This is a genomic window from Streptomyces sp. CA-249302, assembly GCF_050936785.1.
Taxonomy (GTDB): domain Bacteria; phylum Actinomycetota; class Actinomycetes; order Streptomycetales; family Streptomycetaceae; genus Streptomyces.
Map to the genome: position 1 here is coordinate 9,807,921 of NZ_JBNJMG010000001.1, position 22,894 is coordinate 9,830,814.

The following is a 22,894-nucleotide window of genomic DNA, read 5'->3' on the forward strand; positions in this document are numbered from 1 at the left end:
CAGCCTTGGAGCACCCCGCATGCATGACGACCGCAGCCTGGTCGAAGGCCGTCTCAAGCGCGTTCTCGACGAGCGCATCCGTCCCGCCGTGTACCCGGAGTCCGTGCCGCTGGAGGTGGCGGTGTGGCATGCGCCCGGTGAGCCGGTGCCGGTCGAGGAGGGGCTGGCGGCCGAGCCCGAGCCGATCGCGGTCGGTGCGCGATGGGGTGCTCCTTGGGGGACCAGCTGGTTCCGGGTGACCGGGACGGTTCCCGAGGCGTGGGCCGGGAAGACCGTCGAGGCGATCCTCGACCTCGGCTTCGACGAGAACATGCCCGGCTTCCAGTGCGAGGGCCTGGTCTACCGGCCCGACGGCACCCCGGTGAAGGGCCTCAACCCGCGCAACCAGTGGGTACGGATCGGCGCGCCCGTCGAAGGCGGCGAGGAGGTGCGTCTGCACGTCGAGGCCGCCTCCAATCCGGTCATCCTCGACTACCACCCCTTCCTGCCGACGCAGTTGGGCGACAAGGAGACCGCCGGCGACGACCCGCAGTACACGCTCACCCGCATGGACCTCGCCGTCTTCGACGAGTCCGTCTGGCAGCTGGTGATCGACCTGGAGGTGCTCGGCGAGCTGATGGCCGAGCTGCCCGTGGAGTCGGCGCGGAGGTGGGACGTCCTGCGCGCGGTGGAGCGCGCGCTGGACGCGGTCGACCTCCAGAACGTCAACGGCACCGCGGACGCGGCCCGTTCACACCTCGCGGGCGTCCTGTCCGCGCCCGCCGTCCCCTCCGCGCACCGCATCAGCGCCGTCGGCCATGCGCACATCGACTCGGCGTGGCTGTGGCCGTTGCGCGAGACGGTCCGCAAGGTGGCGCGTACGACCTCCAACATGACCGCACTCCTCGAAGACGAGCCGGAGTTCGTGTTCGCCATGTCCCAGGCCCAGCAGTGGGCGTGGGTGAAGGAATACCGGCCCGAGGTGTGGACGCGGGTGAAGAAGGCGGTGGCGGACGGGCGGTTCGTGCCGGCCGGCGGGATGTGGGTGGAGTCGGACACGAACATGCCGGGCTCGGAGGCGATGGCCCGTCAGTTCGTGTACGGGAAGCGGTTCTTCATCGACGAGTTCGGCATCGAGAACGACGAGGCCTGGCTCCCGGACACCTTCGGCTTCGCCGCCGGGCTCCCGCAGATCATCCGGGCGGCGGGCTCCAAGTGGCTGCTGACCCAGAAGATCTCCTGGTCCCAGACGAACAAGTTCCCGCACCACACCTTCCGTTGGGAGGGCATCGACGGCACCCGGATCTTCACGCACTTCCCGCCCGTCGACACCTACAACTGCTCCATGAAAGGGAGCGAGATCGCCCACGCGGCGAACAACTTCAAGGACAAGGGCGTGGCCCGGCACTCCCTCGCCCCCACCGGCTGGGGCGACGGAGGCGGCGGCACGACCCGCGAGATGGTCGCCAAGGCGGCCCGGCTGCGGGACCTGGAGGGCTCGGCCACCGTCGCCTGGGAGACCCCGAAGGAGTTCTTCGAGAAGGCCCAGGCCGAATACCCCGAACCGCCCGTCTGGGTCGGCGAGCTCTACCTCGAACTCCACCGCGCCACCCTCACCAGCCAGGCGAAGACCAAGCAGGGCAACCGCCGCAGCGAACACCTCCTGCGCGAGGCCGAGCTGTGGGCGGCGACGGCCGCCGTACGCACCGGATTCCCTTATCCGTACGAGGAGTTGGACCGCATCTGGAAGACGGTGCTGCTCCATCAGTTCCACGACATCCTGCCGGGTTCGTCCATCGCATGGGTGCACCGAGAGGCGCGCGCGACCTACGAGCGCCTCGCCGCAGAGCTGAACGCCATCATCGACGCGGCCCAACACGCCCTCGCGGGCCAGGGATCCACGCCCCTCGTCTTCAACTCGGCGCCACACGCACGGGGTGGGGTGGCGGCGGGCGGTGCGGGCACCTCGGTCGTCGAGGGCGAGACGGCCCTGGTGCCGCGCGCGGGCGGCGGGTTCGTGCTGCACAACAGCCTGCTGAGGGTGGAGATCGACGAGCACGGCCTCGTCGTGTCCGCCTACGACATCGCGGCCGACCGCGAGACGATCGCCCCGGGGCGCGGCGCCAACCTGTTCCAACTGCACCCGGACTTCCCGAACATGTGGGACGCCTGGGACGTCGACCAGTTCTACCGCAACACCGTCACCGACCTGACGGACGCCGACGAGGTGACCGCCGGCGAGGACGGAGCCTCGGTGCGGATCGTCCGTTCCTTCGGCGCGTCACGGGTCACGCAGGTGCTGTCGCTGCCGCCGGAGGAGCGGCGGCTGGTGTTCGACACGGAGGTGGACTGGCACGAGACGGAGAAGTTCCTCAAGCTCGCCTTCCCGCTCGACGTGCACGCCGAACGGTACGCGTCCGAGACCCAGTTCGGGCACTTCCACCGGCCCACGCACACCAACACCTCCTGGGAGGCGGCCAAGTTCGAGGCCTGCAACCACCGCTTCGTCCACGTCGAGGAACCCGGCTGGGGTGTCGCGGTCGTCAACGACTCGACGTACGGGCACGACGTGACACGCGCGGTGCGCACGGACGGCGATCGCGGTACGACGACGACCGTGCGGGTGTCGCTGCTGCGCGCCCCGCGTTTCCCGGACCCCGAGACCGACCAGGGCGTTCACCGCTTCCGGCATGCCCTGGTGGCGGGCGCGGGGATCGGGGACGCGGTGCGGGAGGGATGGCGGATCAACCTCCCCGAACGACGGATCACCGGCGCCGACGAGGTCACTCCGCTGGTGACAGTCGATCAGGAAGCCGTCGTGGTAACGGCGTTGAAGCTCGCGGACGACGGCAGCGGGGACGTAGTGGTCCGCTTCCACGAAGCGCACGGCGCGCGGGTCAAGGCGGTGCTCACCGCGGGGTTCGAGGTGGCCGATGCCACGGTCACCGACCTGCTGGAGCGCCCATGGACCGAGTCGGCCGCGCCGGAGCGCGACGGCAACCGCATCGCCGTACGACTGAGGCCCTTCGAGTTGGTGACGCTGCGGCTGCGGCGGGCGTAGCGCGTACCCGACGTCATGGTGTGCCGGCGAGCGCGGCGAGGCGGAGTTTCGTCTCGTCCGCGCTGCCGGGCGTGGCACTCATGACGACGATCTTGAGTTCGGAGTCGCCGTCGGTCAGGACGTCGCAGTCCACCGTGACCGGTCCCACCGAGGGGTGCTCGATCGTCTTGTGGTCCTCGCGGTGGGCGGACACGGTGCCGCTCGCCCACAGGTCGGCGAACCGCCGGTTGCCCGCGCCCAGTTGGCGGACGAGTTCGGCCAGGCGGGTGTCGTGCGGGAAGCGGCCGGTGGCCCGGCGCAGGTCGGAGACGACGGCGGCGTCGGTGGTGTCCGGGTCGAGCTCGGTCACCGGCCACAGGGCCAGCCGGGGTGGGCCCTCGTCCAGCGGGAACCTGTCGCGGGCGAAGTTGCGCAGGTGGGGTGGTGACGATCCGGGGTCGCCCAGGAGTGCGGACCAGCCGCGGTTCCACCGGATCAGCTGCCAGTCGGCCGCGAACACGGCGACCGCGACGTCCGCGAGCCGGCTGAGGACGCGTTGGACGCCGGGGGTGATGTGCCCGGAGATCGTGCCGTCCGCCGGCGGGGCGAGACGGGCCAGCCGGTAGAGGTGGTCGCGCTCGGCGCCGGACAGCTGGAGGGCGCGGGCCAAGGAGGCCACGACCTGCGCGGAGGGTGTCGTGGCCCGGCCCTGTTCGAGGCGTACGACGTAGTCGACCGACACGCCCGCGAGTTCGGCGAGCTCCTCGCGGCGCAGACCGGCCGCGCGGCGGGTCCGGCCGACCGGCAGCGCGGCGGCCGACGGAGGGAGCCGGTCCCGCCAGGTGCGGATCATCGCGCCCAGCTCGGCCCCGGGTGTGGTCGTCATGGTGTCCATCGTCCTGCACCGGCGGCGCGGGCGGGTGGTACTGCTTTTCCTACCGTCGAGCCGTCCCTGGCCCGGGTGTCACGGGCGATCGAGCATGGACCGCATGACCATCACCTTCATCACCGGAGCGAACAAGGGGCTCGGCCGCGAGACCGCCCGCCGGCTCGTCGGACTCGGCCACACCGTGCTGGTCGGCGCCCGCGAGCCCGAACACGGAGTGGAGGCCGCTGCCGCACTGGGCGCGCGCTTCGTCCCCATCGACGTCACGGACGACGCGTCCGTCGCCGCCGCTGCCGCGAACGTCGCCGAGCACGAGGGCCGTATCGACGTCCTGATCAACAACGCGGGCATCCACGGGCCGGCCGGCGATCCCAGTGACCTGACCGGCGCCGAAGCCCTCGCCGTCCTCGACGTCAACCTCGCGGGCGTGGTCCGCACGACCACCGCGTTCCTGCCGCTGCTGCGCCGGTCCCCGGACCCGGCCATCGTGAACGTCAGCAGCGGAATGGGCTCGCTGGCGTACACCCACGACCCGTCACGGGCCGAGTCCCAGGTCGTCGCGCCGCTCTACACCGCCTCGAAGGCGGCGCTCACCATGCTGACCACCCAGTACGCCAAGGGTCTCCCGGACATCCGCGTCAACGCGGCGGATCCCGGCTACACGGCCACGGACCTCAACGGCCACAGCGGTCCGCAGACCGTCACCGAGGGCACGGACGCGATCGTCGGCCTTGCGACGGAGAAGCCGGGCGCCGGGTCCGGGCGCTTTGTCGACCGGCTCGGAGAGACAGCCTGGTCCTGAGGCGGCCGGTCGAGCCGAGCCAGGCAACTCCCGGGCTCACCCGCCGAGTTGCGCCCGCAACCACTCCTCCACCTCGCCCACGTGCGCGGCCGCCGCCGCCCGCGCCGCCTCCGGATCGTGGGCCACCAGCGCACGGTGGATCGCCGCGTGCTCGCGTCGGGTGCGGGCGAAGGCGCCCTCCTCCTGGTAGCCGCGCCAGACCCGGGCACGGAAGGTCCGTGACGACAGGCCGTCCAGGATCGCGGCCATGGTCTCGTTGCCCGCGGCCGTCGCGATCTCGCGGTGGAAGGCGAGGTCGTGGGCGAGGATCTCCTCCGGGTCGTCGGTGGCGTTCATCGCCGTGAGGTGCTTCTCGACCTCGGCCAGCTGGTCCGGCGTGATGCGGGCCGCCGCCAGGGCCGTCGCCGTCGACTCCAGGATGCGCCGGACCTCCAGGAGCTCCACCAGACGCGGGCCCCGCGAAAGGTCGGCGACCACGCCGAAGGTCTCCAGCAGATCGCCGGCCTCCAGCTGGGTGACGTAGATCCCGGAACCGTGCCGCGCCTCCAGCACGCCCAGCACCGTGAGCGCCCGGATCGCCTCCCGCATCGAACTGCGGGAGATGCCCAGCTGGACCGCGAGGTCACGCTCGGTGGGCAGCCGCTGGCCCGGCTCCAGCCGGCCCCCCGCGATCATCGCCTTGATCTGCTCGATGGCGCGCTGCGTCACGGTGCCCTTCTGCGGGGCTGTCTCGTCCACGCCATTCCTCCACTCACCGGGGTGCGCCGCAGTCTAACCGGCAAGGTGGTCGGACCACTACGGCCGGAATCCGGGAAAATATGCGCCTGGAGGGTGTTGTTCCGACGGAGTGGTCTGATAAGTATGCGGGCATCTGCTCGAACACGCTCAACGAGGAGCCGCCAGATGCCCGGCAGGACAGTGGGGAAGCGGAACAGGTTTCGAATGATCGGCGCGGTGGCCGTGGCCGCGAGCGCCTCGCTCGCGCTGGCCGCGTGCGGCAGCACCAAGGACACCGGCTCCGGCAGCGCGGGAGGCGGCGGCACCGGCAAGGTCGGGGTGATCCTGCCCCTGCTGACCTCGCCGTTCTGGCAGTCGTACAACGACTACGTGCCGAAGATGGCCAAGTCGGAGGGGGTCGACGCACTGAAGACGGTCAACTCCAACAGCGACCCCTCGCAGCAGATCACCGACATCAACAACCAGCTCAACCAGGGCGTGAAGGGCCTGGTCGTCGCCCCGCTGGACAGCGCCGCCATCGAGGCCGGCCTGGACCAGGCGGACCGCAAGGGTGTCCCGGTCGTCGCCGTCGACGTGGCGCCCGACAAGGGCAAGGTCGCGATGGTCGTACGCGCCGACAACGTGGCGTACGGCACGAAGGCCTGCGACTACCTCGGCGCGCACGTCACCAGCGGCAAGGTCGTGCAGATCATGGGCGACCTCGCCTCGGTCAACGGCCGCGACCGCTCGGAGGCCTTCCGGGACTGTGTGAAGAAGAAGTACCCCAAGCTCAAGGTCCTGGAGATCCCCGCCAAGTGGGAGTCCGACACGGCCGCCGCCCAGCTGGGCACCCTGCTCAACGCCAACCCCGACATCAAGGGCATCTACATGCAGGCCGGCGGCGTCTACCTCGCCCCCACCCTCCAGACCCTCAAATCGAAGAACCTGCTGAAGACGGCGGGCCAGAAGGGCCACATCGTCATCGTCTCCAACGACGGCATCCCGCAGGAGTACGACGCGATCCGCAAGGGGCAGATCGACGCGACCGTCTCCCAGCCCGCCGACGCCTACGCCAAGTACGGCATGTACTACATCAAGGCGGCGATGGAGGGGAAGACCTTCAAGCCCGGCCCGACGGACCACGACTCCACGATCGTCAAGCTGTCCAGCGGCATCCTGGAGGACCAGCTGCCCGCCCCGCTGGTGACCAAGGACAACGTCGACGACCCCAAGCTCTGGGGCAACACGGTCAAATGAGCGTCCAGGAAACCCAGTTGGCCAAGCATGGCACGGTGGTGCCGCTCGTCGAGGCGCGGGACGTCGTCAAGCGGTACGGTCCCACCACCGCCCTCGCGGACGGCCGGCTCACCGTGCTCGCGGGCGAGTCCCACGCCCTCGTCGGCCGCAACGGCGCCGGCAAGTCGACGCTGGTGCGGACCCTCACCGGCCTGGAGGCGCCCGACGAGGGCACGGTCCGCTTCGACGGCGAGCCCGCGCCCCCGCTCGCCGACCGCGACGCCTGGCGCCGCAAGGTGGCCTGCGTCTACCAACACCCCACGGTCGTCCCCGAGTTGACGGTCGCCGAGAACCTCTTCATCAACCGCCAGCCCCTGCAACGCGGGTTCATCAGCTGGCGTCGGCTCAGGAGCGAGGCGGCTCAGCTCCTCGACACCTGGGACGTGCGCGTCGACCCGGACGCGCGCACCGCCGACCTCAAGGTCGAGGACCGCCAAATGGTGGAGATCGCGAGGGCGTTGAGCTTCGGCGCCCGCTTCATCGTCCTCGACGAGCCGACCGCCCAGCTCGACAACCGCGAGATCGAGCGGCTGTTCAGCCGTATGCGCGCACTCCAGGACTCCGGCGTCACCTTCCTGTTCATCTCGCACCACCTCCAGGAGGTGTACGAGGTCTGCCAGACCGTGACGGTGCTGCGCGACGCCCGCTGGATCGTCACGGCGCCCGTGGCCGAACTCCCGCGCGCGGCCCTGGTGGAGGCCATGGCGGGGGAGTCCATCGAGACCATCGCCGAACAGGCCGTACAGGGCAAGCTCGTCGACGACGGCGCCCCGGTGCTCCTCGAAGCGCGCGGCCTCACCTCGGACGCCTACTACGACGTCGACCTCACCGTCCGCAAGGGTGAGGTCGTCGGGCTCGCCGGCATCAGCGGCAGCGGCAAGATCGAGCTCGCCGAGTCCTTCGCCGGGCTGCACACGCCGACCGGCGGAACCGCTCGACTGGGCGGCGAGCGGCTGCCGTTCGGCGATGTGCAGGCCGCCCTCAAGGCCGGCGTCGGCTGCGTCCCGCGCGACCGGCACGAGCAGGGCCTGGTCGCCGGCATGACCATCGGCGACAACGCCACCATGAGCGTCCTCGACCGGCTCGGCCGCTTCGGCTTCATCGGCACCGACCGCAGACGCGGCTTCGCCACCGAGCTGATCTACCGCCTCGACATCCACACCGAAGGCCCCGAGCAGCCGGTCTCCGACCTGTCCGGCGGCAACGCGCAGAAGGTCGTCATGGCCCGAGCCCTCGCCTCCGACCCCCGCCTGCTCGTCCTCATCAACCCCACCGCGGGCGTCGACGTGAAGTCCAAGGAGTCCCTGCTCTCCCGCGTGGACACCGCCCGCGAGGACGGCACCGCCGTACTGGTCGTCTCCGACGAACTCGACGACCTCAGGCGCTGCGACCGCGTCCTCGTCCTCTTCCACGGCCGCGTCGTCGCCGAGCACCCGGCGGGCTGGCGCGACCACGAGCTGATCGCCTCCATCGAAGGAGTGGACCATGGCTGACACCAAGGCTCCGCCGGTGAAGCCGGTGAGCATGCCGGACGCCCGGTCGGCGCGGGCCGTGCTGGTGCGCAGGGCCCGCGAACTGGCCCTCGTACCGGCCCTGTTGTTGTTGCTTCTGCTGGGTGCGCTGCTCAACGACTCCTTCTTCACCCAGGACACGCTCATCTCCATCCTGGCCTCGTCCGCCGCGCTCGCCATGGTGGTGCTCGCCGAGTCACTGGTGCTCATCACCGGCAAGTTCGACCTGTCACTGGAGTCGGTGGTCGGCATCGCCCCGGCCGTCGCGGCGCTCCTGGTGCTGCCCGCCGCCCAGGCCGGCTGGGGCACCGAACTCCCCGCCGGGCTCGCCCTGTTGGCCATCCCGCTCGTCGGCGCGGTCATCGGTGCCTTCAACGGCATCCTCGTGGTGAAGGTGAAGCTCAACGCGTTCATCGTCACGCTGGCCATGCTGATCATCCTGCGCGGGCTTCTCGTCGGCGCCACCAAGGGCAAGACCCTCTTCGGCATGCCGGACTCCTTCTTCTCCCTCGCCACCTCCACCTTCCTGCGCATCCCGCTGTCGGTCTGGGTCGCCGCCGCCGCGTTCGCCGTCGCCGGGCTGGTCCTCAAGTACCACCGCGTGGGCCGCTCGTTGTACGCGATCGGCGGCAACCTGGAAGCGGCCCGCGCCGCCGGCATCCGCGTCGACCGGGTACGGCTCGGCGTCTACGTCGTCGCCGGTGTGCTCGCCTCGATCGGCGGCCTCATGTACACCGGCTACGTCGGCGCGATCGGCGCCAACCAGGGCCAGAACATGATCTTCACCGTGTTCGCCGCCGCCGTCATCGGAGGCATCAGCCTCGACGGCGGCCGGGGCACCATGTTCGGGGCCCTCACCGGCGTGCTGCTGCTCGGCGTGGTCAAGACCATGCTCACCATGGCCCAGGTGCCGTCGTTCTGGATCGACGCCATCTACGGCGGAATCATCCTGGTCGCCCTCATGATCGCCCGTGTGACGACAGGCCGCGCCCAGGACTAGGGGGTGTCTCGTGGGTTGGGCCGACTTCGATGTGCGGTGCTCGGCAGACACCCGTGAGCGGGGTCTGGTGCGTGCAGCTGCAAGGCGGAGGAGGGCGTCGACGCGGAGCGTCGGCAACCGACGACAACGCCGCAGATGCGCGTGCCAGGGCCCGCGGTCCCGGTCCGACCCACGAGACACCCCCTTGCCCCTGCCTGACCTGCCCCCGACCGAAAGGCCCTCCGTGTCCCCGACCCCCGCCCGCATCACCGCGGTCGACACCTACGACATCCGTTTCCCCACCTCGCGCGAGCTCGACGGCTCCGACGCGATGAATCCGGACCCCGACTACTCGGCCGCGTACGTGGTGCTGCGCACGGACGGCGAAGAGGGCGCGGACGGCCCGGAGGGACACGGCTTCACCTTCACCATCGGGCGGGGCAACGAGGTCCAGGTCGCCGCGATCCACGCGCTGCGCCACCATGTGGTGGGACGGGACGTGGACGAGGTGTGCGCGAACCCGGGGGCGCTCTACCAGGACCTCATCGGCGACAGCCAACTGCGCTGGCTCGGGCCCGAGAAGGGCGTGATGCACATGGCGATCGGGGCGGTGATCAACGCCGTGTGGGACCTCGCCGCCAAGCGCGCCGACAAGCCCCTGTGGCGGCTGCTCGCCGAGGCCGACCCCGAGTGGCTGGTCGCCCAGATCGACTTCCGGTACCTCACGGACGCCCTCACCCCCGAAGAGGCGCTGGACATTCTGCGCCGAGGCAGGGAGGGGGCGGCCGAGCGCACCGAACGCCTGCTGGAGCGCGGCTACCCCGGCTACACCACCTCCGCCGGCTGGCTCGGCTACAGCGACGAGAAGCTCACCCGGCTCGCCGCCCAGGCCGTCTCCGACGGCTTCCGGCAGATCAAGCTCAAGGTCGGCGCCGACCTCGACGACGACATCCGCCGCTGCCGCGTCGCCCGCTCGGTCATCGGCCCGGACATCCGCATGGCGATCGACGCCAACCAGCGCTGGGACGTCGCCGAGGCCGTCCGCTGGACCAAGGCCCTCGCCGAGTTCGACCCGTACTGGATCGAGGAGCCCACCAGCCCCGACGACGTCCTCGGCCACGCCGCGATCCGCGAGGCCGTCGCCCCGGTCAAGGTCGCCACCGGCGAGCACGTCCAGAACCGCATCGTCTTCAAGCAGCTCCTCCAGGCCGGCGCCCTCGACGTCGTCCAGATCGACGCGGCCCGCGTCGGCGGCGTCAACGAGAACCTCGCGATCATCCTGCTCGCCGCCAAGTTCGGCGTCCCGGTCTGCCCGCACGCCGGCGGCGTCGGCCTGTGCGAACTCGTCCAGCACCTCTCGATGTTCGACTACGTGGCGGTCTCCGGCACCACCGAGGACCGCGTCATCGAGTACGTCGACCATCTGCACGACCACTTCCTGGATCCCGTGGTGATCCGCGAGGGTCACTACACGGCACCCACCGCGCCGGGCTTCTCGGCCGCCATGCGACCGGAGTCCATCGAGCGGTACACCTTTCCCGGCGGCACCTTCTGGGCCGCCGACCTCGACGAGAAGAAGGGACGGGCGGCATGACCGACTTCCAGGGGCTGAAGGCCCTGGTGACCGGCGGAGCCTCCGGCATCGGACGGGCCACGGCCGAACTCCTCGCCGCCCGCGGCGCCCAGGTCGCCGTCCTCGACCTCGACCCGTCCTCGGTCGAGAAGCCGCTGCTCGGCTTCCGCGCCGACGTCACGGACGACGCGTCCGTACGGGAGGCGGTGGCGGCCGCGGTCGCCGAGCTCGGCGGCCTCGACGTACTGGTCAACAACGCGGGCATCGGCGCCCAGGGGACCGTCGAGGACAACGACGACGCCGAGTGGCAGCGTGTCTTCGACGTCAACCTCTTCGGCATGGTTCGCACGGCCCGCGCCGCCCTTCCGCACCTGCGCGAGTCGCGGTTCGCGGCCATCGTCAACACCTGCTCCATCGCCGCCACGGCAGGCCTTCCGCAACGCGCCCTGTACAGCGCGACGAAGGGTGCGGTGTACTCGCTGACCCTCGCCATGGCCGCCGACCACGTCCGCGAGGGCATCCGCGTCAACTGCGTCAACCCCGGTACGGCGGACACCCCGTGGATCGGCCGCCTGCTCGACAAGGCCCCCGACCCCGCCGCCGAACGCGCTGCCCTGGAGGCCCGCCAGCCCTCCGGTCGTCTGGTCAGCGCGGCCGAAGTCGCTGGCGCCGTCGCCTACTTGGCGAGCCCGTTGTCCGGCGCCACCACCGGCACCTCCCTCGCCGTCGACGGGGGCATGCAGGGGCTGCGCCTCAGGCCGGTGGGCCAGTGAGCACGCTCGGCGGAAGCGGCGTCCAGGTCAGCGGCCTGGCTTTCGGCGCGGCGGTGATCGGCAACCTCTACACCGAAGTGAGCGACGAACAGGCCCACGAGGCGGTCACCGCCGCCTGGGACCGCGGCATCCGCTACTTCGACACGGCTCCGCACTACGGCCTCGGGCTCTCCGAACGGCGTCTCGGCGAAGCCCTTCGAGCCTTTCCACGCTCGGAGTTCACGGTCTCCACGAAGGTCGGCCGCCGTCTGGAGCCCTGGACCGGCGGAGGCGACGACCTGGCGAACGGCTTCGCGGTCCCCGCCACGCAGCACCGCGTCTGGGACTTCAGCGCCGACGGTGTACGACGCACCTTGGACGCCGGCCTGGAACGGCTCGGCCTCGACCGGGTGGACGTCGTCTACCTCCACGACCCCGACCACCATGCCGAACAGGCCTTCCACGAGGGTTATCCGGCGCTGGAGAAACTACGCTCGGAGGGTGTCGTCGGCGCGATCGGCGCGGGGATGAACCAGGCGGAGATGCTCACCCGCTTCGTCCGCGACACCGACGTCGACGTGGTGCTGTGCGCCGGGCGGTACACCCTGCTCGACCAGAGCGCCCTGACCGAACTGCTGCCCGCCGCCGTCGCGCGGGGCGTGTCGGTGGTGATCGGCGGCGCCTTCAACTCCGGCCTGCTGGCGGACCCGAAGCCGGGGGCGACCTACAACTATGCTGCGGCTTCAAGGGAGTTGCTGGACCGCGCGTTGGCGATGAAGGCGGTCGCCGAGCGGCACGGCATCACCCTGCGGGCCGCCGCCCTGGCGTTCTGCGCGGCCCACCCGGCGGTGGCGAGCGTCCTGGTGGGCGCCCGCACGGCGGCCGAAGTCCGGGACTGTGCCGACCAGTTCGAGACCCCGGTGCCCGCGGCCTTCTGGCAGGAACTGCGGGACACCGGACTCCTCGCCGCCGAGGAGCCGTCATGAGAGTCGCCCTGCACACCAAGGTCCGCGCGGACCGCGTCGCCGAGTACGAGGCCGCCCACCGCGAGGTCCCCAAGGAGCTCACGGACGCGATCCGGGCGGCCGGCGCCTCCTCCTGGACCATCTGGCGCAGCGGCACCGACCTCTTCCACGTCCTGGAGTGCGAGGACTACGCGCGCCTGCTCGCGGAGTTGGAGAGACTCCCGGTCAACATCGCCTGGCAGACCCGCATGGCCGAACTCCTCGACGTGGTGCACGACTACTCCGGCGAGGGCGCGGACGCGGGCCTGCCCGTGGTCTGGGAGCTGCCATGACCCTCGTGGACGCCCACCACCACGTCTGGGACCTCTCGGTCCGGGACCAGGACTGGATCCCCGAACACAGCCCGCTCCGCCGCGACTTCACCGTCGCCGACCTCGAACCGGAGGCCCGCGCCTCCGGAGTCGACCGCACGGTCCTGGTCCAGACGATCACGGTCCCGGAGGAGACCCCGGAGTTCCTGTCCCTCGCCGCCACCCATGACCTGATCGCCGGCGTGGTCGGCTGGACCGACCTCACCCGCCCGGACATCGCCGACGAACTCTCCCGCCTGCGCGAACTCCCCGGCGGCACCCACCTCAAGGGCATCCGCCACCAGGTCCAGGGCGAACCCGACCCGGACTGGCTGCTCCGCCCGGACGTCCACCGGGGCCTCACGGCGGTCGCCGCAGCAGGCCTGGTCTACGACCTGGTCGTCCTGCCCCACCAACTCCCGTCCTGCGCGAAGGCGGCCGCGTCCCTGCCCCAACTGACCTTCGTCCTGGACCACTTGGGCAAACCCCCCATCGCCTCCGGCGCCCTCGCCCCCTGGTCCTCCGACCTCCGCACCCTCGCCGCCCTCCCCAACACGGTCGCCAAACTCTCCGGCCTGGTCACGGAGGCCGACGCCGCTTCCTGGACGCCGGACGACCTCCGCCCCTACACGGAGACGGCCTTGGAGACCTTCGGCCCCGACCGCCTGATGTTCGGCTCGGACTGGCCGGTGTGCACGGAGCGGGCCGCGTACGCCGAAGTGCTCGCCACGACAAGGGAGTTGACGGGCGGTCTCAGCCCGGCCGAGCACGCGCGGCTCTTCGAGACCACCGCCACCCGCGTCTACGACCTCTGAGCCACTCCCGCCAACCGTGTGGGCGGCAGATACTCCCGCACATACGTCCGCTCCCAGCACGCCCCCGTCTCCCGGAGCTCGCGCCAGCTCGTGTACCGGTAGCGGAAGAGGCGTGCGCGGATGAAGTGGGGCGGGGTGTCGGGTGGGAACGGGGAGCGGCGGAGGAGTCGCAGGGTGTCGCGGTCGTTCTCCAGGAGGCGTTCCACCAGGGCGCCGAACCAGGGGCCCGCGTAGGAGGGGGAGAGGGCCGCGAACCACATCAGCCAGTCCAGGCGGAGGTGGTACGGGGCGAACTGGCGCGGCCAGCGCCCCGGGTCGCCCGGCTTGCCCTTGAACTCGTACTCGCGCCACTCCGAGTCCTCGTGCGCCACCGTGTCGGCGGTGCCCTCGATCACCACCTCGTAGCGGATCCGGCTGACGCTGCCGAACGCCCCGTAGGTGTTGACCAGATGGAGCGGGTCGAAGGAACGGTTCATGACCTGGCGACGGGAGAGCATGTTGCGGACCGGGTGGTAACTGAGGCCGAGGAGGAGCGCGGCGACCGCCAGGACCACGACCTCGTACCAGAGAGGGGTGTCGGGGACGGACCGCGCGTCCGTCGGGAGGGCCAGCGCCGAGACCGCCAGCACGATGGTGATCCAGTTCAGCCAGGAGAAGTTGCCCGACAGGACCAGCCACAGCTGGGTGACGATCATCAGGGACGCGGCGGCCGTCGCCACCGGCTGCGGGGTGAACAGGAGGACGGGGACGACGAGTTGGGTGACGTGGTTGGCGGCCACCTCCGCCCGGTGCAGCGGCCGGGGAAGGTGGTGGAAGAACCAGCTCAGCGGGCCCGGCATCGGCTGCGTCTCGTGGTGGTACTCAAGGCATGTCAACTTCCGCCAGCACGCGTCGCCCCGCATCTTGATCAGACCCGCGCCGAACTCGACGCGGAAGAGGATCCAGCGCAGCAGGAACAGCACGACGACCGGCGGCGCCACCTCGTCGTTGCCCAGGAACACGGCGAGGAAACCGACCTCCAGGAGCAGGGACTCCCAGCCGAACGCGTACCAGGTCTGGCCGACGTTGACGATCGACAGGTACAGCACCCAGGGGGCCAGCCACAGCGACATCCCGGCCCAGAGCGGGAGTCGGGAGTCCAGCCCGGCGAGCAGCGCCGCCGAGACCGCGCAGCCCGTCCAGCAGCAGGCCGCGAAGAAGCGGTCGGAGTAGTGGAGTTGGAAGAGGCTCGGGGCCCGCCTGAAAGGCACCCGCTCGACGAAGCGGGGGACGGGCAGCATCCCGCGCTCGCCCATCAGTGCTCGGAACTGGAGCACCGCCGTCAGGAACGCCACGAGGTACACGCCGGCCAGAGCCCGCTGGAAGACCAGCCGGCTCGTCCAGTACCCGGGTGCGATGAACCAGTCCACGGCCGTGCGCTCCTCGCTCCATTGTCGCGCCGGAACTCTATGTCACTCTGCGTGTAACCCTGCTCGGCTTGCGTAACCCAAGTGAGTGAAGCAGACAATGGTGACGCATTGCCTGAAGTGAGGCAGGAGGACGAGGTGCGGACAGTCACCAAAACCCTCGCCACCGCCTGTGCGCTCTCGGCGGCGCTCCTCGTCGCCGGCTGCGGCGGCGACGGCGGCAAGGACACGAAGTCGGGCGGAGAGGTCTTCCTCCAGCCGGTCGCGGCACAGGGCCCGGACCCCTTCACCAGGTCCACGGCCACCTCGACGGCCACTCCACCCCCGGTCACCCGGACGCGGCAACCGACCGGGCCGTCCCAGGGCATCCGGTCGATCTCGGGCAGTACCCCGGGCCTCTACGGCGGTACCGAACGCGTCGGCAGCTGCGACGTGAACCGCCAGATCGACCAGCTGACCTCCGACCAGGCCAGGGCCCGCGCCTTCGCGCAGGTCGAGGGCGTCTCCACGGCCTCGATCCCGTCGTATCTGCGCGGTCTCGCCCCGGTCGCGCTGCGCGCCGACACCCGCGTCACCAACCACGGCTTCCGCGGCGGACGGGCGACCGGCTTCCAGTCCGTCCTCCAGGCCGGCACCGCCGTCCTCGTCGACAACCGCGGTGTGCCCCGGGTCCGCTGCGCCTGCGGCAACCCGCTGAAACCGGCCGTGGCGCAACAGGGCGGCCACGGCACCAACGGCCGCCCCTGGACCGGCTACCGGCCCACCCAGGTGATCGTGGTGACCCCGGCACCCCAGGTGATCACCAACATCACGATCATCGACATCGTGAACAACACCTGGATCGAGCGGCCCATCGGCCATGACGTGCACCACGACCACGTCGTGCCGCCGCCACTCCCGGTGACCCCCTCCACCAGCCTTGCGCCGAGCTCGTCCAGTGCGAGCGCGTCGCCCGGTCGGAGCAGCGCCTCTCCGAGCGACGAGGAGAGCTCCTCCCCGTCCGGGTCGCCCACCGATTGCGTCACGCCGACCGTGACCGTCACACCGGGCGCCACCGACGACGTACAGACGGAGGAGCCGACCGTCGAACCCACCGACTGCCCGACGGCGACGGTGACCGCGACGCCCCCGACCGGCCCGCCCACGTCCGTTACCCCGAGTCCCAGGACCACGGTCCCCGGGCAGCCGCAGTCACCGTCGGACGAGATCGGCCCGCAGACCGTGCCGGACACCCCCGACGTCCCCGACGGCGGCGGGCTGATCCCCGACGACACGGGCAGCATCTTCGACAGCCCCACCGACGTGTTCGACGGCTGACCGCGTACCGGAACCACGGTGAACCATCCTGTCGTCCCGGTCGAAGAATCGGGCAAACCCTGGCAAGGTGGCCCCATGGCTGATCGGGGAGCGAGCGCCCTGTCACTCCCGGAAGACTGGCCCGCCCACCCGGACCCGATCCTGGCGCTCAACCAGATGGGCAGCTTCGACTGGGACCTGGACACCGGCCTGTTCCACATGGACGCCCAGGCCCACGAGGTCTTCGACCTGCGCCCCGAGGAGTACGACGACCACCCCGAGACCCTCGCGATCCGGGTCCCGCGCGCCGAGGCCTACCGGCTCGACGCCCTGGTCGCCCAGGCCATGAAGGACGGCAGCGAGAACTACGGCGCCTACTTCCGCATCCGCCGCCGCGACGGCAGCCTGCGCTGGACCCACACCCAGGGCTACATCCGGCGCGACGAGACCGGCCGCCCGCGCAGGATCATCGGCATCGTCCGGGACGCCACCCAGGAGCTCGACGAGAGCGCGGCCCGGCACGAGCAGGCCGCCCAGGACGCGGCTCGGCGCGAGCAGACCAACGTCGTCCAGCTCACCACGGCCGCCCTCGCGCACGCCCGGACCGTCCAGGACGTCATCGACGTCCTCAAGGACACCCACGGCCTCACCCACCTCGGCGCGACCAGCCTGGTCATGGGCCTGGTCGAGGCCGGCCGGATCCGGCTGATCGCCGAGGGTCCCGAGGGCAGCTTCGTCCCCGGCACCCTGGTCACCCGGATCGACGAGCCCTACCCGATGAGCGAGGTCGTCCGCACCCTCAGCCCGCGCTTCATCGAGTCGCCGGAGGAGTTCGCCGAGGGCTTCCCCGTGCTGTGGCCGCACATCACCGACCTCAACATCACCTCGGCCGCCTACCTCCCGCTGATCGTCCAGGCCCGCCCGATCGGCGCCATGGGCCTGCTCTACAGCGACCGCCAGGGCTTCTCGCCGGAGGACCGCAACGTCCTGGTCGCCCTCGGCAGCAGCATCGCGCAGAGCATCCAGCGCGCCATGTTCTACGAGCAGGAGAAGGACCTCGCCACCGGGCTCCAGCAGGCCATGCTGCCGCGCACCATCCCCAGCGTGCGCGGCGCCGATGTCGCCGTCCGCTACCGCGCCGGCACCGCCGCGGGCTCCCTCGGCCGGGACATCGGCGGCGACTGGTACGACCTGATCCCGCTGCCCGGCGGCCGGGTCGGCGCCGTCATCGGCGACGTGCAGGGCCACGACACCCACGCGGCCGCCGTCATGGGGCAGCTGCGCATCGTGCTGCGCGCGTACGCCGCCGAGGGCCACACCCCCGCCACCGTGATGGCCCGGGCCTCCGTCTTCCTCCACGAACTCGACACCGACCGCTTCGCGACCTGCCTGTACGCCGAGGCAGACCTGTCCACCGGCGTGGTCCAGGTGGTCCGGGCAGGGCATATCGACCCGCTGATCCGTGCCGTCGACGGCAGCAGCCGACGCGTCTCCGTCGAGGGCGGGCTGCCGCTCGGCCTGTCCGCGGAGTTCGGCAGCCTCGAATACCCGGTCGGCACCATCGAACTCGACCCCGGCCACACCCTGCTCCTGTGCACCGACGGTCTGGTCGAACAGCCCGGCGCCGACCTCGACGACGGCATGCGGACCCTCACCGCCCTCGTCGCCACCGGCCCCGACGACGTACGCGACCTCGCGGACTGCCTCATCGACGTCGCCGAGGAGCGCGGCGGGGACGACGACGTGGCCCTGCTCCTGCTGCGCCGCCGCGGCCTCGACACCCCGAAGTCCGGCGGCCGGCTTCAGCAGCACGTGGCACCGGGCGACCCCGAGGCCCTCACCCAGGCCCGGCACATGATCCGGGCCGCGGTCCGCGCCTGGGGCGCCAAGGACCGCGCCGACGAGGTCGAACTCGTCGCCGACGAGCTGATCACCAACGCCCTGATGCACACCGAGGGCGCCGCGATCGTCACCCTCAGAGTCCTCACCGGCAGCGAACGCCGGCTGCGCGTCGAGGTCGAGGACTCCTCCAGCGCCCTGCCCCGCCGCCGTGAGGCGGGCGAGCAGGGCGTCTCAGGCCGCGGCCTGATGCTGGTCGACCTGCTCACCGACGTCTGGGGCGTGGAGGCGCGGGGCGGCGGCAAGTGCGTGTGGTGCGAGTTCATGGTGCCGGGGCACGACTGAACCCACGAGGCGCTGTCGGTGCCGGATGGCACTCTGGACGTATGCCGGAACTGCCCGAGGTGGAAGCGCTCAAGGACTTCCTGACCGAGAACCTGGTCGGCCACGAGATCGTGCGGGTGCTGCCCGTCACGATCAGCGTGCTGAAGACGTACGACCCTCCGCTGTCCGCCGTCGAGGGCCGCGAGGTCACCGCCGTGCGCCGGTACGGCAAGTTCCTCGACCTCGCCACCGAGGGCGGCCCGCACTTCGTGACCCACCTGGCCCGCGCCGGCTGGCTGCACTGGAAGGACAGACTCCCCGACGGCCCGCCCCGCCCCGGCAAGGGCCCCCTCGCCCTGCGCGTCGCGCTGGAGACCGGCCAGGGCTTCGACCTCACGGAGGCCGGTACGCAGAAACGCCTCGCGGTGTACGTCGTCCACGATCCCCAGGACGTCCCGGGCCTGGCCCGCCTCGGCCCCGACCCTCTCGCGGACGACTTCGACGAGCAGGCGTTCGCCGCCCTCATCGCCTCCGAGAGACGTCAGATCAAGGGCGCCCTGCGCGACCAGAGCCTCATCGCCGGCGTCGGCAACGCGTACAGCGACGAGATCCTGCACGCCGCGAAGATGTCCCCGTTCAAACTCGCCGCGTCCCTCACCCCGGAGGAGACGACCCGCCTCTACGAGGCGCTGCGCACGACCCTGACGGAGGCGGTGGAACGCTCCCGCGGAGTCGCGGCCGGCCGCCTCAAGGCCGAGAAGAAGAGCGGCCTGCGCGTCCACGGCCGCACCGGCGAGCCCTGCCCGGTCTGCGGCGACACCATCCGCGAGGTCTCCTTCAGCGACTCGTCGCTCCAGTACTGCCCGACGTGCCAGACGGGCGGCAAGCCGTTGGCGGACAGAAGGATGTCCCGGCTGCTGAAGTGACGGTGCCTCTAGTGCGCCTGCAGCGTCACCAGGTGCTCCCCGTTGGCCGTCCGCACCTCGTACCGGGCGATCTCGCTCATGTGCATCGCCGAGCTGCCCTGCATGGTGATCGCGTGTGCGTCGTGACTCGGCACGGTCCAGCTGGTGAGGATCTGTTCGGAGCCGTCGCGGCCGACCGCGACCAGGCGGCAGGAGCGCGGGCCTGCGCCGTCCTTGACCTCCAACTCCACCTGGCTGCCGGAGTCCTCGTCCTGGGTCGTCACCCGGGCCCACACGCCCGAGGTGGCGTCCGTCGCGGTGAGCCGTACGGCGTTCCCGCCGCCGTCACCGCCGCCGCCCGCCATCATCGCGATCCCGGGCCCCGCCACGGCGACCGCCACCGACGCGGCCAGGCCGAACAGAACCTTGCGCCGGCCGACCCGGTGCCGCGCCGCCACCGCGGCCATCAGCCGCTCCAGCAACTGCGGCCCGGGCTTCGCCATGGGATGCACGAACCGCGGCGTCGCCCGGTGATAGAGCATCAGTTGCCGGGTGACGGGACCGAACTCGGTCACGTGCGCGGAACAGCGTGCGCACTCCATCAGGTGGTCCTCGAAGCGGAAGGCGTCCGCCTCGTCCAGCACGCCGAGCGCGTACGCGGCGACGTCGCGATGCCTCTCCTGGGACCTCATGCCGAATCCTCGTGCCGTTGGGTGCGGGTTGGGTTACTCCTTGCTCCCACCGGTACGCACCCGACCGCTGAATCACTCAAGGCACACACAGAATCGTAACCAAGGGATTCGTAGCGGCTCGGCCCACGGATTGGTCCGGATCGAAACGAATCTAAAAAAGGTGGATCGCGAGATGCCCGAGCGGCAGACCGAGCTGCCACGCCTTCGTCCACACCTTCGGACCCTCGTCCTCGCCGATCCCGGCTCCGCCGCCCGGCACCGCGTTCAGGTCGGGCGCGAGCAGCTCGGTCTCCTCCAGCCAGCGCCAGGCCGCCGCGGCCAGATCCAAGTCGGGCGCGGGGGCGCCGGATTGGACCGCCTCGGCCGCGAGGTCCGCCATCCGCTCGCGCACCCAGTCCTGCCAAGGCTGGTCGTAAGCGGTGAGGGACAGCCAGGTCTCCAACTGCGAGACCACCCGGATGCCGGAGAGCTCGCCGTCCGTGTCCGAGAGGAAGACGGTCAGCGCGAGGGCATCGCGCCCGGCGCGGAACTCCATGGACGTCGGCGGCATGAGATCGCCCGTCCGCAGCAGCTCGTCGGCGATGTACTCGGCGTACAACCAGGCCATCGGGACGACCAGTTCACCGCCGCCGGTGCCGTCCGTGCTCTCTTGACCTCTGTGCAGCATCCCTTCCTGCCTTCCTCCGGTGCGTGCGCGTCGCCCGACTCCGGGCCCCGTTCTGGAGGCCCCGAGCCCCCAGTCCGGAACACGGATGAGGACAGCCGATTACTCAACCGGGGTCCTCAGCAAGGCGCTTTACGGAGGTTTGACTGATCCGTTGGTTTCACCGCAGGTCGGCCGCATATCCGGGAAGCACCCGGCGCAGGGCGCGCAGCGCGTAGAACGCGCGGGACTTCACGGTACCGGGAGGGATGCCGAGGGCCTCCGCGGCCTCCGCAACACTCGCCCCCTGGAAGTACACGAGCACCAGGACTTCACGGTGCTCCGGAGTGAGTGTCTTCACAGCCTCGCGCACATCGAGGGCGGCGGCGGCCCGTTCGGCGTGGTCGGCGATGACCCGCGCGTTCTCCAGGATCGCGTCCCCGACCTCGGCCGGCCGCGCCTGCCGGGCCCGGCGCGCGTCGATGGCGAGCCGCCGCCCCACGGTCATGAGCCACGGCCGTACGGACTCGAAGTCGTCGGCGCGCAGCGCCTCGGGATGCTGCCAGGCGCGGACGAGGGTCTCCTGCACGAGGTCCTCGGCGCGTTGCCGGTCGCCGTCACAGAGCCGGAGGAGGAGCGCGAAGAGGGGCCGGCCGTGCTCCCGCTGAAGTGCGGCGAGCTCGTGCTCGGCGGTCGCCTGGTTCGTGAGGGTGGTTCCGGCCGTCATGGGCGTATGGCATCGCAGGGGGCTCTTTTGGGACAGGGCCCGTACGGGGATCTGCGGCGGACGGTCGATCGCGTCGACGAACGGTTCGACGAACGGTCCGGACACTCGCGGTGACCGCCCGGGGCGTCCCCTTCGTGCGCACCGGACGGGCTAATCGGCGCGCCGGAGCCGCGGATTGACCCACCCCTGTTCGTACCGTTTGTCAGTAAATATGACCACAGTGGGGTGAGCTGATGATTGCACGCAGACAGCAGGTTGCCCTGGCCCTGACGGCCCTCCTCGCCGGGGGCGCCGCCTGCCAGGCGCAGCACCACGACAAGGTGACCGGCGCTCCGGCCCCGGCGCCCGCCCGCGGGTTCACGCTCGTCGCCTCCGGTGACGTACTCCCGCACAGCTCGATCATCGACCGCGCGCGGTTCGACGCGGGCGGCACCGGCTACGACTTCCGGCCGATGCTCGCCGGCGTCAAGCCCGTCGTCTCCCGCGCCGATCTGGCGCTGTGTCACATGGAGACCGTCTACGGGGCGAACGGCGACTACTCCGGCTACCCCACCTTCAAGTCCCCGCCCGAGGTGGCCCAGGGTCTCGCCGCCACCGGCTACGACGGCTGCTCCACCGCCTCCAACCACACCCTCGACGACGGCCCCGAGGGTATCCGCCGCACCCTCGACGCCCTCGACCGTGCGGGCGTACGGCACGCCGGTTCGGCCCGCACCGAGGCCGAGTCGCGCACCGTGACGATCCTGCGTGCGGGCCCGGCGAAGGTGGCCCATCTCGCGTACACCTACGACACGAACGGCTTCCCGCTCCCGGCGGGCGAGCCCTGGGCCGTCAACCTCATCGACCAGAACCGGGTCATCGCCGATGCCCGGGCCGCCCGGCAGGCCGGTGCCGACGTGGTCGTGGTCTCCCTGCACTGGGGCACCGAGTGGCAGGACGCGCCCGACGAGATGCAGCTCGCCCTCGCCCGCGTGCTCACCGCCTCGCGCACCGGTGGCCGCCCCGACATCGACCTCGTCCTCGGTACCCACGCCCACATCCCGCAGGCGTACGAGAAGGTCAACGGCACCTGGGTCGTCTACGGCATGGGCGACCAGATCGCCGGCGAGATGTACAACCACGAGGGCGTCCAGGACCCGCGCGGCAACCAGTCCACCATCGGCCGCTTCACCTTCGCGCCGCCGGCCAGGCAGGGCGGGCGCTGGGAGGTGACAAGGGCCGAGTTCATCCCGCAGCTCTTCGACATCGACGCGGGCCGGGTGGTCGACCTCAACCAGGCGCTCAAGCAGGGCGCCGACGTGCAGGGCGTACGCGACCGCATCCGGGACGTCGTGCTCAGCCGGGGTGCGGCGAAGGACGGGCTGGTGATGGGGGAGTAGACCCCGGGCGCGGCCGGC

General features: G+C 71.1%; 20 protein-coding genes. 14 read left to right on the forward strand and 6 right to left on the reverse strand.

Annotation, left to right across the window (positions count from 1 at the left end):
- Nucleotides 1-19 precede the first annotated feature (19 nt).
- Entirely contained in the window at nucleotides 20-3,040 is a 3,021-nt protein-coding gene (locus ACQEWB_RS44255) for an alpha-mannosidase (protein ID WP_432841592.1), read from the forward strand.
- A gap of 13 nt (nucleotides 3,041-3,053) precedes the next feature.
- Here the strand turns inward: ACQEWB_RS44255 and ACQEWB_RS44260 are convergent, their stop codons facing one another.
- Nucleotides 3,054-3,914, reverse strand: coding sequence for a helix-turn-helix transcriptional regulator (locus ACQEWB_RS44260; RefSeq protein ID WP_432841594.1), 861 nt, complete (start codon nucleotides 3,912-3,914; stop codon nucleotides 3,054-3,056).
- Between the two features lie 94 nt (nucleotides 3,915-4,008).
- Here ACQEWB_RS44260 and ACQEWB_RS44265 point away from each other — a divergent pair, with 94 nt between their 5' ends.
- Complete coding sequence (locus ACQEWB_RS44265; RefSeq protein WP_432841596.1) at nucleotides 4,009-4,707, forward strand: SDR family NAD(P)-dependent oxidoreductase; 699 nt, start codon at nucleotides 4,009-4,011, stop codon at nucleotides 4,705-4,707.
- A gap of 36 nt (nucleotides 4,708-4,743) precedes the next feature.
- Here the strand turns inward: ACQEWB_RS44265 and ACQEWB_RS44270 are convergent, their stop codons facing one another.
- Nucleotides 4,744-5,445 (reverse strand): FadR/GntR family transcriptional regulator, encoded by a 702-nt coding sequence (locus ACQEWB_RS44270; protein WP_432841598.1) that lies wholly within the window; start codon nucleotides 5,443-5,445, stop codon nucleotides 4,744-4,746.
- A 165-nt stretch (nucleotides 5,446-5,610) separates the two neighbouring features.
- On the opposite strand from ACQEWB_RS44270, the gene ACQEWB_RS44275 reads away from it, so the two are divergent.
- The 8 genes from ACQEWB_RS44275 to ACQEWB_RS44310 all read left to right on the forward strand — a co-directional run bounded on the left by ACQEWB_RS44275 (nucleotide 5,611) and on the right by ACQEWB_RS44310 (nucleotide 13,665).
- Entirely contained in the window at nucleotides 5,611-6,681 is a 1,071-nt protein-coding gene (locus ACQEWB_RS44275; RefSeq protein ID WP_432841600.1) for a sugar ABC transporter substrate-binding protein, read from the forward strand.
- A complete protein-coding gene (locus tag ACQEWB_RS44280; protein ID WP_432841602.1) occupies nucleotides 6,678-8,213 on the forward strand; it encodes a sugar ABC transporter ATP-binding protein in 1,536 nt (511 codons plus the stop codon). Before ACQEWB_RS44275 ends, ACQEWB_RS44280 begins: the two co-directional genes overlap by 4 nt.
- On the forward strand, nucleotides 8,206-9,231 hold the full coding sequence (locus tag ACQEWB_RS44285; RefSeq protein WP_432841604.1) for an ABC transporter permease: 1,026 nt from the start codon (nucleotides 8,206-8,208) through the stop codon (nucleotides 9,229-9,231). Before ACQEWB_RS44280 ends, ACQEWB_RS44285 begins: the two co-directional genes overlap by 8 nt.
- Before the next feature lie 223 nt (nucleotides 9,232-9,454).
- On the forward strand, nucleotides 9,455-10,804 hold the full coding sequence (locus ACQEWB_RS44290; protein WP_432841606.1) for an L-fuconate dehydratase: 1,350 nt from the start codon (nucleotides 9,455-9,457) through the stop codon (nucleotides 10,802-10,804).
- Nucleotides 10,801-11,556 (forward strand): SDR family NAD(P)-dependent oxidoreductase, encoded by a 756-nt coding sequence (locus ACQEWB_RS44295; RefSeq protein WP_432841608.1) that lies wholly within the window; start codon nucleotides 10,801-10,803, stop codon nucleotides 11,554-11,556. Before ACQEWB_RS44290 ends, ACQEWB_RS44295 begins: the two co-directional genes overlap by 4 nt.
- Nucleotides 11,553-12,521, forward strand: coding sequence for an aldo/keto reductase (locus tag ACQEWB_RS44300; protein ID WP_432841610.1), 969 nt, complete (start codon nucleotides 11,553-11,555; stop codon nucleotides 12,519-12,521). The genes ACQEWB_RS44295 and ACQEWB_RS44300 overlap by 4 nt, the downstream gene beginning before the upstream one ends.
- Nucleotides 12,518-12,832 carry an L-rhamnose mutarotase gene (locus ACQEWB_RS44305; RefSeq protein WP_432841612.1) on the forward strand — a complete coding sequence of 105 codons (315 nt, stop codon included), beginning with the start codon at nucleotides 12,518-12,520 and terminating at the stop codon, nucleotides 12,830-12,832. The genes ACQEWB_RS44300 and ACQEWB_RS44305 overlap by 4 nt, the downstream gene beginning before the upstream one ends.
- Nucleotides 12,829-13,665, forward strand: coding sequence for an amidohydrolase family protein (locus ACQEWB_RS44310; protein WP_432841614.1), 837 nt, complete (start codon nucleotides 12,829-12,831; stop codon nucleotides 13,663-13,665). Before ACQEWB_RS44305 ends, ACQEWB_RS44310 begins: the two co-directional genes overlap by 4 nt.
- Here ACQEWB_RS44310 and ACQEWB_RS44315 read toward each other — a convergent pair.
- Entirely contained in the window at nucleotides 13,653-15,074 is a 1,422-nt protein-coding gene (locus ACQEWB_RS44315) for a lipase maturation factor family protein (protein ID WP_432841616.1), read from the reverse strand. The genes ACQEWB_RS44310 and ACQEWB_RS44315 overlap by 13 nt on opposite strands.
- A 135-nt stretch (nucleotides 15,075-15,209) precedes the next feature.
- Between ACQEWB_RS44315 and ACQEWB_RS44320 the strand changes: the two genes are divergently transcribed.
- From ACQEWB_RS44320 to ACQEWB_RS44330, 3 genes are all read left to right on the forward strand, one after another.
- The gene (locus tag ACQEWB_RS44320) at nucleotides 15,210-16,388 is read left to right on the forward strand and encodes a DUF6777 domain-containing protein (protein WP_432841618.1); all 1,179 of its coding nucleotides are present in this window, start codon (nucleotides 15,210-15,212) and stop codon (nucleotides 16,386-16,388) included.
- A 75-nt stretch (nucleotides 16,389-16,463) separates the two neighbouring features.
- Complete coding sequence (locus ACQEWB_RS44325; RefSeq protein ID WP_432841620.1) at nucleotides 16,464-18,551, forward strand: SpoIIE family protein phosphatase; 2,088 nt, start codon at nucleotides 16,464-16,466, stop codon at nucleotides 18,549-18,551.
- 41 nt (nucleotides 18,552-18,592) lie between these two features.
- Entirely contained in the window at nucleotides 18,593-19,456 is an 864-nt protein-coding gene (locus tag ACQEWB_RS44330) for an Fpg/Nei family DNA glycosylase (protein WP_432841622.1), read from the forward strand.
- Between the two features lie 8 nt (nucleotides 19,457-19,464).
- Here ACQEWB_RS44330 and ACQEWB_RS44335 read toward each other — a convergent pair whose 3' ends face one another.
- The 3 genes from ACQEWB_RS44335 to ACQEWB_RS44345 form a co-directional block, all read right to left on the reverse strand.
- The gene (locus tag ACQEWB_RS44335) at nucleotides 19,465-20,127 is read right to left on the reverse strand and encodes a zf-HC2 domain-containing protein (protein WP_432841624.1); all 663 of its coding nucleotides are present in this window, start codon (nucleotides 20,125-20,127) and stop codon (nucleotides 19,465-19,467) included.
- 151 nt (nucleotides 20,128-20,278) lie between these two features.
- On the reverse strand, nucleotides 20,279-20,794 hold the full coding sequence (locus ACQEWB_RS44340; RefSeq protein WP_432841626.1) for a hypothetical protein: 516 nt from the start codon (nucleotides 20,792-20,794) through the stop codon (nucleotides 20,279-20,281).
- A 157-nt stretch (nucleotides 20,795-20,951) separates the two neighbouring features.
- On the reverse strand, nucleotides 20,952-21,497 hold the full coding sequence (locus ACQEWB_RS44345; protein ID WP_432841628.1) for a sigma-70 family RNA polymerase sigma factor: 546 nt from the start codon (nucleotides 21,495-21,497) through the stop codon (nucleotides 20,952-20,954).
- A gap of 233 nt (nucleotides 21,498-21,730) precedes the next feature.
- Between ACQEWB_RS44345 and ACQEWB_RS44350 the strand changes: the two genes are divergently transcribed.
- Complete coding sequence (locus ACQEWB_RS44350) at nucleotides 21,731-22,876, forward strand: CapA family protein (RefSeq protein WP_432841630.1); 1,146 nt, start codon at nucleotides 21,731-21,733, stop codon at nucleotides 22,874-22,876.
- Nucleotides 22,877-22,894: the final 18 nt, after the last annotated feature.